Source organism: Deltaproteobacteria bacterium, assembly GCA_016177765.1.
Taxonomy (GTDB): Bacteria; UBA10199; UBA10199; order JACPAL01; family JACOUP01; genus JACOUP01.
The window spans coordinates 227,472-239,557 of the sequence record JACOUP010000008.1; the positions used below are offsets into that span (position 1 = coordinate 227,472).

14 protein-coding genes and 1 tRNA gene are annotated in these 12,086 nt (G+C 54.5%); 4 read left to right on the top strand and 11 right to left on the bottom strand.

The window, feature by feature from the left end:
• From cobA to HYS22_03465, 6 genes are read right to left on the bottom strand one after another with little or no spacing between them, the layout of a single operon-like run.
• On the bottom strand, positions 1-1,536 hold the full coding sequence (cobA, locus tag HYS22_03440; GenBank protein MBI1909202.1) for a uroporphyrinogen-III C-methyltransferase: 1,536 nt from the start codon (positions 1,534-1,536) through the stop codon (positions 1-3).
• Positions 1,523-2,476, bottom strand: coding sequence for a hydroxymethylbilane synthase (gene hemC / locus HYS22_03445; protein ID MBI1909203.1), 954 nt, complete (start codon positions 2,474-2,476; stop codon positions 1,523-1,525). The genes cobA and hemC overlap by 14 nt, the downstream gene beginning before the upstream one ends.
• Before the next feature lie 36 nt (positions 2,477-2,512).
• Entirely contained in the window at positions 2,513-3,601 is a 1,089-nt protein-coding gene (locus HYS22_03450) for a hypothetical protein (protein ID MBI1909204.1), read from the bottom strand.
• 27 nt (positions 3,602-3,628) lie between these two features.
• Complete coding sequence (locus HYS22_03455; protein MBI1909205.1) at positions 3,629-4,480, bottom strand: SDR family oxidoreductase; 852 nt, start codon at positions 4,478-4,480, stop codon at positions 3,629-3,631.
• A complete protein-coding gene (locus tag HYS22_03460) occupies positions 4,473-6,671 on the bottom strand; it encodes a nitrite reductase (protein MBI1909206.1) in 2,199 nt (732 codons plus the stop codon). Before HYS22_03460 ends, HYS22_03455 begins: the two co-directional genes overlap by 8 nt.
• Complete coding sequence (locus tag HYS22_03465; GenBank protein ID MBI1909207.1) at positions 6,668-7,075, bottom strand: Rrf2 family transcriptional regulator; 408 nt, start codon at positions 7,073-7,075, stop codon at positions 6,668-6,670. The genes HYS22_03460 and HYS22_03465 overlap by 4 nt, the downstream gene beginning before the upstream one ends.
• A gap of 113 nt (positions 7,076-7,188) precedes the next feature.
• Here HYS22_03465 and moeB point away from each other — a divergent pair, with 113 nt between their 5' ends.
• Positions 7,189-8,361 carry a molybdopterin-synthase adenylyltransferase MoeB gene (gene moeB, locus HYS22_03470; protein MBI1909208.1) on the top strand — a complete coding sequence of 391 codons (1,173 nt, stop codon included), beginning with the start codon at positions 7,189-7,191 and terminating at the stop codon, positions 8,359-8,361.
• A gap of 63 nt (positions 8,362-8,424) precedes the next feature.
• Positions 8,425-9,009 (top strand): peroxiredoxin, encoded by a 585-nt coding sequence (locus HYS22_03475; GenBank protein MBI1909209.1) that lies wholly within the window; start codon positions 8,425-8,427, stop codon positions 9,007-9,009.
• Here HYS22_03475 and HYS22_03480 read toward each other — a convergent pair.
• Positions 8,993-9,484, bottom strand: a complete 492-nt coding sequence (locus tag HYS22_03480) for a hypothetical protein (GenBank protein ID MBI1909210.1) — start codon at positions 9,482-9,484, stop codon at positions 8,993-8,995. The two genes, HYS22_03475 and HYS22_03480, sit on opposite strands and share 17 nt — an antisense overlap.
• 63 nt (positions 9,485-9,547) lie before the next feature.
• Between HYS22_03480 and HYS22_03485 the strand changes: the two genes are divergently transcribed.
• Positions 9,548-10,003: a DUF4149 domain-containing protein gene (locus HYS22_03485; GenBank protein MBI1909211.1), complete on the top strand. Its 456-nt coding sequence runs from the start codon at positions 9,548-9,550 to the stop codon at positions 10,001-10,003.
• Here the strand turns inward: HYS22_03485 and HYS22_03490 are convergent.
• Positions 9,980-10,315, bottom strand: a complete 336-nt coding sequence (locus HYS22_03490; protein MBI1909212.1) for a divalent-cation tolerance protein CutA — start codon at positions 10,313-10,315, stop codon at positions 9,980-9,982. The two genes, HYS22_03485 and HYS22_03490, sit on opposite strands and share 24 nt — an antisense overlap.
• A gap of 1 nt (position 10,316) precedes the next feature.
• Positions 10,317-10,655, bottom strand: a complete 339-nt coding sequence (locus HYS22_03495) for a rhodanese-like domain-containing protein (protein ID MBI1909213.1) — start codon at positions 10,653-10,655, stop codon at positions 10,317-10,319.
• 92 nt (positions 10,656-10,747) lie between these two features.
• Between HYS22_03495 and HYS22_03500 the strand changes: the two genes are divergently transcribed.
• Positions 10,748-10,821 (top strand) — tRNA-Pro (locus HYS22_03500).
• Positions 10,822-10,887: 66 nt separating this feature from the next.
• On the opposite strand, the gene HYS22_03505 is transcribed toward HYS22_03500, so the two are convergent.
• Together HYS22_03505 and HYS22_03510 are read right to left on the bottom strand one after the other, a co-directional pair.
• Positions 10,888-11,856, bottom strand: a complete 969-nt coding sequence (locus tag HYS22_03505) for a hypothetical protein (GenBank protein MBI1909214.1) — start codon at positions 11,854-11,856, stop codon at positions 10,888-10,890.
• 21 nt (positions 11,857-11,877) lie between these two features.
• On the bottom strand, positions 11,878-12,042 hold the full coding sequence (locus HYS22_03510) for a hypothetical protein (protein ID MBI1909215.1): 165 nt from the start codon (positions 12,040-12,042) through the stop codon (positions 11,878-11,880).
• Positions 12,043-12,086: the final 44 nt, after the last annotated feature.

Below are 12,086 nucleotides of genomic sequence, written 5' to 3' on the forward strand. Positions count from 1 at the left end.
TCAGTCCATCCTAGTCTGTTTTTTTAATTTGTCCAGAATCGCGCTCGCCAGGTGAGGAATTGTGGCCTGGCGCGGCTGGATAATCCTGGAAAATCCGGCCTTTCGAACGGTTCGTGTCGTCAAGGGGCCGATGGAGGCGACCGGAATACTCTTGGCGAGGTGAAAATGGGATTTCCCCAACAATCTCGAAAAATTTTCAACCGTCGCTGAACTGGCGAAAGTAAGACAGTCGATCGGAGGCTTGGTCATCAGTTGAACCAGTTCTCTTCGCCGATGAACGGGAAATTTCATCCGGTAGGCCGCTACCTCGGTGACCCTGGCCCCCATTTTTTTTAATTTTTCAGGCAGGAGGACTCTCGCCACCTCGGCCCTTGCCACCAAGACTGTTTTCCCTTTCAGGGGATGTCGGCTCATCGCCCGAAGAAGCCCTTCGGCTCTGTACTCCTCGGCAACGGCACTCACCTTGAGATGAAATTTTTCGATGGCCTTGGCCGTTGCCGGGCCAACCGCCGCAAAACGGATTCCGGCAAGATCCCGAATATCTTTTTTCAGATGAACCCAACGGTCAAAAAAGGCCTGAACCCCATTCACGCTGGTCCAGAGAACCCAATCGAATCTTCGGATATTCCGGATCGCCTTGTCTAACGCCTTAAAATTTTTCGGCGGCCGGATCTCAATCGCCGGGAATTCAACAACGTCAGCCCCTTCCGCCGAAAGGAGTCGGGAGAGTTCACCGGCCTGACTCCGAGGCCGGGTGACCAGAATCCTCCTGCCAAAGAGCGGTTTTTTCTCAAACCAGTTTATTTTCCTGCGGAGATTCACAACGGAACCGACAATAATCACGGTCGGCGGTTTGATCTTGGCCCGAAACACCTCTCCAGCAATGCTGGCTAACGTCCCAACAACAACCCTTTGCCGGGAAAGGGTCCCCCATTCGACAACAGCAGTGGGTGTCTTCGGATCCCGGCCCGCCCCCACCAATTTTCGGGCGATCTCTGCCAGATTTCTCCAACCCATCAGAAAGACCACCGTGCCGATCCTGGCGAGGGCCTTCCAATCCGGAGGTGAGGCCCCTTGTTCATCCTTTTCATGACCCGTCACAAAGGCAACATCCGAGACAAAATCGCGGTGGGTCACCGGGATGCCGGCGTAGGCCGGGACGGCGATGGCCGACGTCACCCCGGGCACTACCTCGAAGGGGACCCCGGCTTCAGCCAACGCCTCTGCCTCTTCCCCTCCGCGACCGAAGACAAAAGGGTCTCCCCCCTTCAGCCGAACGACAATTTTGCCGCGACGGGCCTCCCGCACCAAAAGGGCATTGATCCCTTCCTGCGATTGCGAATGAAAAGCCCCTTTTTTGCCAACGTAGACCATTTTTGCCAGGGGGGGGACATTCTGAAGAAGCGAACGATTTGCCAGATGATCGTAGACCACAACGGCCGCCTTCTTCAGGCATTCGAGCCCCTTCACCGTGATGAGTCCCGGATCACCCGGCCCGGCCCCGACCAGACAAACCTTTCCTTTATTCTTCTTCATCACGGCAACTTTTTAAAATTTCCTTGGCCCCCTTGGCCAGGAGCGAACGCCCCATCTGCCTCCCAAGGGAGACCGGATCCTTCACAAACCCGGTCACCTGATCCCGGATCAACTCCCGCCCGTCGGGAGAGGCCACAAGCCCGGTCAGTTCCATCGCCAGGCCGTTTGGTTCGGCATAACCGGCAATCGGTGATTGACAATCCCCCCCCAGCTCCTTGAGAAAGCTCCTTTCCGCCAAGAGACAGGCCTCAGTCACCGGGTCATTGAGGGAACGGGCCAATGACTCCGCCTCCGGGTCCCCCACCCTTCCCTCAATACCGATCACCCCCTGCCCTACCGCCGGAATCATCAAGGTTGTCGGGAGATACTCCCGAATTTTTGCAGTGAAACCGAGCCGGATCAACCCGGCTGCCGCCAAAATCATGGCGTCACAACCCCCTTTGCCGATCTTGCGCAGGCGGGTCTCCACATTCCCCCGGACCGGAACGATTTTGAAATCGGGACGGAAATTCTTGAGCTGGGCCTGACGGCGAAGCGAACCGGTGCCGATCACCGATCGTCGCGGAAGCCCCAGGATCGAATCGTACTTTTTGGAGACAAAGACATCCCGAGGGTCCTCCCGCTTGAGAACGCCAAAGATCTGAAGTTCATCAGGGAGATCAATCGGGAGATCCTTCATGCTGTGAACCGCCAGATCAATCTTGCCGGCGAGCAGGGCCTCTTCAATCTCCTTGATAAAAAGCCCCTTGCCCCCTATTTTGGCCAAAGAGGCCTTTTTAAGCTTATCGCCGCTGGTCTTGATCGCCCTGATGGAAATCTTAAGCCCTAGGTGTTTGGCCTGAAGACCCTTCTGGACAAAGTGGGCCTGCCAGAGGGCCAACGGGCTGCCACGCGTGCCGATAATGAGAGGACGGAAGGCCACGGAAGAGGTCTCTAGCATGAACCCGCTAAAAGGAAAACAAAATTGGAAACGGCTTCAGGCCCGCTGAAATGAAAGGACAAAGAGGGTCCCTTTGCCGGGACTGCTCTGGACCTTGATCTCCCCCTTATTTTTCTCCAAAAGCTGTTTGGAGATCGTCAGGCCAAGACCGGTCCCTTTTGGCTTGGTGGAAAAGAGGGGCTGGAAAATTTTGGAGATCGTTTCCTCCGTCATCCCCAACCCACCGTCTTTAAACTGAACAAGCGCCCTCGGGCCGTCGGAAAGGGTCTTGACCTCCAGTCCTCCCCCTTCCGGCATCGCTTCAATCGCATTAAGAATCAGATTGATAAAGACCTGCTTCAATTGGCCGGGATCGGCGTTGACGACAGGGGTCGCGGGATCCAGATGACAGAGGACCTGAACAGAGATTGGCGGCCTCGCCTGATCGAGGCTCTCCTCCACCAGGCGGTTCAGCGAAACCACCTGCGGCACCGCCTCCTTGTCGCGGGCAAAATGGAGCAGATTTTCGACAATCTGGTCAGAAGCGGCCACCTGACGGACAATCATGTCCAGATATTCCTTGTTTTTTCCTTCCTCCTTCCCGAGGCCGGAAAGCTTGAGAACGGAAACAGCATTTTGTAAAACCATAAAGGGAGTCCTGAGTTCATGGGCGATCGAGCTGGCCAACTGCCCAATCGCCACAAACCGTTCAGAGCGAACAAGTTCTTCCTCATCCGCAACCAACCGCTGGATCATCCGGTTCCGAACACGGATGACTTCCCCCAGCTCATCGGGGGGAATTTCCCCCTCAGGGATCAGCGACTCTCTCAGCCGGCCGGCGGTGACCTGACGGTCTTTTTCACGAAGGAGGGTAATCGGCCTTAGAAGACTGCTAGCGACATTCCTGTTAACAACATAAACGGCCAGGGCTGTTGTCAAGCTGATCACCACCACAAAGATGACAAGCCTGTAGAAAGGGGAGAGAAAAGAAAAATTGGCAAAAGAGAGCGGCTCGTTGGTCCCGAGGGTCACCAGAACGATCACCAAAAGAAAGAGAACGAGGGGAGCCACTCCGGCCAAAAGGAAGGTGATCAGAAACCGGAAAGAAATCTCTTTAGCAAATCTCCTTTTGAGTTTTTTAAACATGAGGAGATTCCATCACAAAACGAGGCCTCACTTCCTGGATGTCATCGCCTGCCAGTCTTCAGGCGTCAACTGGCTCGCCCAGTTAAATTGGCCAGCCCCCTGGAGCCATTCTCCCCCATCGATCGTCACAATTTCTCCGTTGATATAGGCGGCATAGGGGGAAATGAGGTACGCGGCCAGATCGGCCAGTTCTTCGTGCCGACCCAGACGACGAAGAGGGATCCGCTGGAGCATCTTTTCTTCAACCCCCGGGGGGACAAGATTTTTCCAGGCCCCTTCGGTGTGAAACGGACCTGGGGCAATCGCATTGAGACGGATCTTGTATCGGGCCCACTCGACCGCGAGCGACTGGGTCATGGCGGCCACCCCCGCCTTGCCACAGGCGGAAGGGACCACGTAGGCCGAGCCGGTCCAAACATACGTCGTAACGATGCTCAAAATCCGGCCGCCGCGGCCTGACTCAATCATCTTTCGACCGGCCGCCAAGGTGCAGTTGAAACTTCCATGGAGAACGATCCCAACAACGGCATTGAAGGCATTGTAAGAGAGCATCTCGGTCGGGCACAAAAAGTTTCCGGCGGCGTTGTTGATCAATACATCGATCCGACCCATCTCCTTCATGGTCTTCTCGACCATTGCCTCGACCTCTTCCGGCTTGCGGATATCACAAGGGATGGTAAGGACCTGAGGCGCGTGCCCGAAGCGGGCCCCCCTTTGTTTCATCTCGGCGCCGGCCTTTTCAAGATTTTCCTTCTTTCGGCTGGTCAGAACCAGCGAGGCGCCCAGCTCCGCGAAACGGAGCCCCATCGAACGGCCAAGACCGGTGCCGCCCCCTGTGATGATCACCACTTCCCCCTTGAGAAAGGGCTCCTTAAACATAGAGATTATCCGGGACCGCCGGCTTTACCGCCCCCTTCCGGGGAGAATTCGCCGCTACTTCAGGTTCCTTCTCGAGGCACTCTTTCACAAACCGGCCGGCCTGTTCAAGAAGTTTTTCGGCAATTTCTTCGGTCGGTTTTTCCTTCCGCAGATGCTGGAGTTGCTGATGAAATTTTTTCCACTGCGGGAGCAGTCCCGTCCTGACAAAATGATTTTCAAACTCGTGGGTCGTCTCAACATCATTGAAGGTCTGTACCAGACGATAATAAAGGAGGCCATCCGCCGCCTTGACGATCGCCTCGTACGCCTTATCGGCCGCCTCTTCAAATTTTCCATGACCCAAAAGGGCCTTCGCGGTAGCCAAAGAGGTCTCGCCACCTGCGACCTTCGGGACAACATCGGCCACCGTCTGCCCCGCACACTCCCCGATCACCCCCTTCTGCAAGGCAAACTCTTCTTTTCCTTCCCAATCGGTATAAAAATCGGGCCGTTTTTCATAAGGGGGAATCTTGGTCAGATCCTCGAGGAGCGTCACTATCGTTTCTTTTCCAAGATGGTCATAATATTGACTGAAGGATTCCTTCGGTTTTTTATTCTTTAAAAAATGCTGGATCAGACGAACGACGGCCTCAGGGATATTCTTGGAGGGGATCTGGCAGATCGGCGTGGCAACCACCATCTCACGGCCGAAACTTCCCCCCAGCATCAGCTGAAAAGCAGGGACAACATGGCCATCGACTGAAATCCCGCCGCCGTAAAAACCGAGACTTGCAAGATGGTGTTGCCCGCAGGAATTGGGGCAACCGCTGATCTTGATCCTTAAACTGCGGGCGGCGGCATTAATCGCCCCATCCTCCTTATAGAGACGCTCTTCCAACACCCGGGCAAGCCCCATGGAGGAGGAGATCCCCAGACGGCAGGTATCGGTCCCGGGGCAGGCGGTAATGTCATAAACCGTCTGGGCATCTTTTTTGACCAGCCCTATTTTTTCTAATCCTTCATAGAGAGCGGGCAGGTCCTGATCGCGAACCCAACGGATCAGGAGATTTTGGTGGACCATCGTCCGGACCTTCCCGCCGGCATAACAGCGCAAGAGGAGTGCCAGGGGACGCATTTGCCTGGGCAAGATATCTCCCGTCGTCAGACGGATCTCAACCATGGAATATCCCTTTTGCTTCTGCGGCCAGACGTTTGTCTTCTTCCAGGCCAAGAAATCCCCCCCACCCCCCTTTGACAAAGGGGGAGAGCCTTCATCAATCTTCGGAGGCTCCTCAACCCAATCATCAAGATGTTTGAGATACTCATTCCATTCCGGAGGAACTTCCAGGCTCTTCCGTTCCTCTTCGACAAGTCTCTTGAACTGATCAAACCCAAACTTTTCAATCAGAAATTTCATCCTCGCCTTCATCCGGACCTTCCGTTCCCCGTACCGGTCAAAGACCCTGATGATTGACTCCCCAAACGGAATTATTTCTTCTTCCGCTAGAAAGTCGTAAAAAAGTTTGGCGACCCTGGGGCTCGAACCAAGACCACCTCCTGTGTAGACCTTGAATCCCCTTTTCTCCCGGCCCCCCACTTTCTGGACACAGGCAATGAAACCGATCTCATGGAGCATCGGCAGTGCGGTCATCACCCCACCGCCGTCAAAGGCGACCTTGAATTTTCTTCCAAGATTCTGGCAAATCGGGTTTCGGATCATATGCGCCGCAAAGGCCGCCATGTAAGGGGTCACATCAAAAACTTCCTCGGGATCGACGCCGGCGCTTGGAGAGGCGGTTACATTCCGCACCGTATTGCCGCAGGCCTCACGGGTGGTAATCCCGACGGCGGCCAGCTTTCTCATCAACATCGGCACATTTTCCAATTTCACATAATGGATCTGAATGTCCTGCCGGGTGGTGATATGGGCGTTGTTGTGACCGATCGTTTCGGCAAGATCGGCCAGGCATTCCATCTGGTCGGCATTCAAAAGACCGCCGGGGATCTTGATCCGGACCATCTGGACCCCTTCCTGCCTCTGCCCATAGATGCCATGCTGGAGACGGAATTTCTGAAAGGTGTCCTGACTGACCTCCCCGGCCCTGAACTTCTTGACCATCGCCTCAAAATAATCGATCTCCTGATCGATATTTTCGGGGACGACATCAGGCACAGCCTTGGGTGCACTGCCCCTGGGTGAACCACCCTTCATCTAGCAATCCCTTCTCTCAGTTGGTCAAAGGTGACGCTGCCAAGATAATCCATCAGTTTCACCTGGGCATTCTTCCAGACATTCTTCATCGTGCAAAGATGCTCGTGGAGACAATCGCATTTCTCTCCCAGACACTCATTCATGACGAGAGGCCCTTCAATCGCCTCAAGAACCTCCAGAAAACTGATCTGCGCCGGTTGTCGGGAAAGACGATACCCCCCCTTCGAACCGTACACAGAGACCACAACCCCCTTCCGCACCAGTTTCGGCATGATCCTCACCAAAAATTTCGGGGGGATCTCCTGTTTTTTGGAGATCTCCGCCGCCGATACCGTCCGACCAGCCGTCGTGGCCAGATAAACGACCGCGCGAAGCCCGTAATCCCCTTCCCTGGTAACTCTCATAGGAGGCTCCCTTTCTTTTTAAGAGGTTCCGATACTATGAAATAAAAAGCTCGGCTGTCAACCGACTAGAAAGCGTTGACTTTGTCGGCTATACTCCTTAGTAAGGGGCTTCCATGTCTTCATTGGACGGATTGATTTCAAAGGCCAAAAAGGAGACCCAAGAACTCTCCCCCGACGAGGTCCAGGACAAGAAGCGGGAAAACCCGAAAATTGTTTTGATCGACGTTCGTGAGGCGGAGGAGGTTGAAGCGGGGTTGGTGCCGGGGGCGGTCACGATCCCTCGCGGTTTTCTGGAGTTGCAGATCGAGGAGGAGGTCCCTGACCGGTCAACCGAGATCGTCTGTTACTGCGCTGGCGGCATTCGATCGGCGCTCGCGGCAAAAACACTGCAGGAGATGGGGTATAAAAAAGTCTACTCGATGGCCGGCGGTTTTACCCGCTGGAAAAACTCCGGTCTCCCGGTTGCCAGGAAAAAGGGGCTGACACCGGCTCAAAGTAGCCGCTACTCGCGACATACGCTCCTTCCCGAGGTCGGCGAAGAAGGCCAGGTCAAGCTCCTCGAATCGAAGGTCCTTTTGATCGGTGCCGGAGGGCTCGGTTGCCCGACGGCCATCTACCTTGCCGCCGCCGGAGTCGGGACGCTGGGGATCATCGACTTTGACGACGTCGACCTGACGAATCTTCAGCGACAGATCCTCCATACGGAAGAAGAGGTCGGCAGACCGAAGGTGGAATCGGCCAAAAAGAGGATCGCCGGTATTAATTCAGAAACCAGGGTGATCCCTTACCGTGAAAAGTTGTCCCGTGACAATGTGATGAAGATTATCGCCGACTACGACATCATCGTGAACGGCTGTGATAATTTCCCGACCCGTTACCTCTTGAACGACGCCTGCGTCTTTGCCAAAAAACCGATGGTCGATGGCTCCATTTTTCGCTTTGAAGGACAGGTAACCATCTTTAGCCCTGGTCAAGGCCCTTGCTATCGCTGCCTCTACCCGGAACCGCCGCCGCCCGACATGGCCCCATCGTGTGCCGAGGGAGGGGTATTGGGGGTCCTCTGCGGAATCATCGGTTCCATTCAAGGGATTGAAACGATCAAGTTATTGCTCGGCATCGGCGAACCATTGATCGGTCGACTAATCCTATACAATGCCCTGCGCCAGCAATTCAAGGAGATGAAGGTCCGCCGCGACCCCACCTGCCCGGTCTGCGGCGACAAACCAACCATCAAGGAACTGATCGATTACGACTGGTTTTGCTCCGGCGGGAAGGGCCAAAAATAGGGACTTTACACCGACCAAAATGGTCTGGTATAGGGACCCCTCACCCCAAAAGGAGGAACAACCATGTTACAAGTCGGTCAGAAGGCCCCTGAATTTACCGCCGAGGCGGTTGTCGGGGAAGAGTTCAAAAAGATCTCACTGGCGGATTACAAAGGAAAGTGGGTGGTGCTCTTTTTCTACCCGCTCGATTTTACCTTCGTCTGCCCGACCGAGATTACGTCCTTTTCAGACAGTTACGAATCATTCCGGAAGCTCGGCTGTGAAGTGCTCGCCTGCTCGGTGGACAGCAAGTTCTCCCACCTCGCCTGGACCAAGACCTCAAGAACCGACGGGGGATTGGGAAAGATCAACTACCCCCTGCTGGCCGACATCAACAAAAAAATCGCTCAGGACTTTGGTGTGCTACTCCCTGGCGGTGTTGCCCTCCGCGGTCTTTTTCTGATCGATCCGGAAGGAACGATCCAGTACGCCGTCGTTCACAACCTTGGAGTCGGACGCTCCGTGGAGGAGACACTCCGGGTCATTCAGGCATTCCAGACCACCGCCAAGACCGGCGAGGTCTGCCCGGCAAACTGGAAGCCCGGTGCCAAGACGATGAAACCGGATCCAAGGGGTTCCAAGGAGTTTTTTGCTACCGCCGGGAAATAAAAAAGATCCCGACCACGGTTCCCGCAATTAGCAAAAGATTGATGAGTGAGACCCGCCATATTTTTTTGGCGTAACGGTCTATGGTCGCCTCGTCACCCGGGATCACCCCCATCACCATCCGACCATATTTAAGCCCTGTCCCGATCGCTTGCATGCAAGCGGTGTTAAAGATAAGGAGCGTCATCCCGAATTTGAACATCAGGAGTCCTCCGACCTGGTCAAAATAGGAACCCCCCAACCCCTCCTTGAGGTCGGTCAACCGGAAGGCCCCCGAGAGGAAAATCAGACAAAGCCCCCCCAGGAAAAAGGGGTGATAGTAACGGATCAATTGGGCCAGTAGGAGGTGCCGTTCTTTTTTCTCCGGAAGAAACTTGAGTGAGGGGTAGAGGATAAAATTAAAGAAGAGCGGCCCTCCCAGGGCGATGCAGAGACCGAGAAGGTGAAAAAAGTGAAGCACCGGAGAATTTGGTACCATTGGCTTTTTTCTATGGTATATTCGGCCGCGGAAGGCAACTCGTAAGATACGGGACAAAAATTAATGCTGTTTTCCTTTCTGCACCTTCTCTCCCTGGCCCTCTGGATCGGCACAATCCTCTTTTTCTCGGCGGCAGTCGCCCCGACCCTTTTCAAGAAAATGGGAAAGGAAGAAGGGGGCAAGGTGGTCAGTCTTCTTTTCCCGGTCTATTTCAGGATTGGCATCCTCTGCGGGCTCACCGCCGTTCTGACACTCCTCTTGGCTCCTCCTAAAGACAGCCCTTTCCCGATTGGAAGGGTTTTGCTCCTCGTCATCATGACCACCATCACCGTCTATAACACCATCAATGTTTATCCCAAGGCCCGTTCTCTCAAGGAAGAACTCGGTTCGACCAGCGAGGAGACGCTCAAACCCTCTCTCCTCGAGGAATTCCACCGGGCGCACCAGTACTCCGTTGCCCTCAACGTTGTTGTTCTGGTTCTGGGATTGATTGTTCTATTTCTGATGAGTCGGACGTAGCGATTCTTCAATCCAACGCAGGTATTTTTTCAAACCATACTGGATCGGCAAAACAATCATCTCCGGAGTTTCATAAGAGTGGTTTTGGACCAATACCTTTTCCAATCGTGCGAGCTTGGTCTTTGCCGTCTTGAGGAACAAAAGAAATTCGGTATCCTTGCAAATTTTTCCATCCCATGAATAGTGCGACGTCACCCCGGGAACCACGTTCACACAGGCAACAAGTTTGGTTTTCAAAAAGAGCGTGGCAAGACGATTCGCCTCTTTTTTCGATCGAACGGTGGTGAGAACGACAACAAAGGGGGAGCCCACTTTAGGGAACCCAGTTTTTAAACCCACCAATCATTGAGGAGACGTTCTCATACCCCATCTCTTTGAGGGTATCGGCGGCCAGGAGAGAGCGGACACCGCCGGCGCAATAACAGACAATCTCCTGATTGCGGTTGGGGACCACTTTTTCAATCTGGAGTTCCAGAAGGCCGCGCGGGATCGGCAAGGCTCCTTCGATCTTCCCCTGGGCGACCTCCTGGGGCTCGCGAACATCGAGGAAGAGGAGATTCCCCTTTTTTAATCTTTCCTTCGCCTCCTGAGGGGTCACTTCCTTGACCCTCGTTTTGGCCTCTTGCAAGAGTTGCTGCGCTGATTTTGACATAGGACCTCCCTCAGGGCAATTAAACACCATCCCCCTTCGGTTTCAATCACAAATTGCATTTTTAGATAAATTTGCTAGGATGGCAACATTAACGGGGCGTAGCGCAGCCCGGTAGCGCACCTGCTTTGGGAGCAGGGGGTCCTCGGTTCAAATCCGAGCGCCCCGACAGTAAAAAGGCGGCCTCCGCCTAGGGCGGAGGCCGCCTTGATCCCCTCACAAAACACCACTTCCCTTAAGGAACTCCCTGCTGATTCGCCGCGAAGGTGCAGGTCTGTGACGAGGTCTCCCCCAGTTTCAGCGAAAAACCGCTGGTGGCACAAACCGTGTCTGATGAATCAGGCCCCGTATTGGGGCCACTGTTGTTGACATCCTGAAAACAGCCGATCTGCTTATAGGCAACCCCCTCACTGCTGGCCGCAAGGCTCAGCGTGAAAGTCGCCGTTCCATCCCCATTGTTGGTCCCCTTCCCCCCACCGCCGTCAGGACCTCCCCCTTCCTGAGGATCATTCTTCTTGAACACCCCGCAATAGATCCCCCCACTGGGGGCCGCGCCGGACATACTTAAGCTAACCGTTCCGCTTTGCCCTTCATCAATAGAGGCCCCACTGACCGGTTTAAAAATGAACAGCGGGGTTCCTTGCGCCATCTGCACATTAAACTTGAATGAGGCTGTGGTGTCCGTGTTTGTCTTGACCGGGAGTGTTGACGGATAGTTCGTATCCCCGGGACAAGAATCGCTCCCCCGCATGTACATGTTCGTCATAAAATCAGAGACCCCTGTTTCCTGAGCAAGAGCCGCTGTCATATTACAGGTGCTTCCTGCCGTCGTCATGAGAATCTGCGAGACATTGGCCACGGCACAAGGGTAAGAGGTGCTCTTTTGGAGGCTCCCCATGGTGAGACCGCTCACACCGGACAGGTCCAGACCACTCCCAAGATTCATCACATCAATCTCGGCCCCATCCGCAGCCGTAAACAGGTTATCCCGGTCTGCCGTCTCGCACGACGGCTTCCCATCCTTGACGGGACAGAAATCAACCGACTTGAAACACATCTTGACGGAGGTCGGCATCTCCTGCGACATCATCTCACTCTGGGTACAGGTCGTGACGGAGGCCGCATCGGTACAGGCCGCCTTCGCCGTCCCCCTCATCCCCAAGACTACTCCTCCCACTGCCAGGACAATCAATATTCTTTTCATGATCTTCCCCCTCTTTAATGGTTAAAGGTTATACTGGCTGTCACCGGTGACCGTCACCGACGGGGTGACCCCTTTGTTGGTGGTTGTCGTCTCATCCGAACTACTGCTACTCCCACAGCCGACCCCGGCAGTGATCAGGGCCAAGACCATGATCACCCAAACAAGAACCGTTCTTTCTTTCCTCATAATCCCCCCCTTAGGTTAGTTGTCAGAAAAACGATAACAGGTTC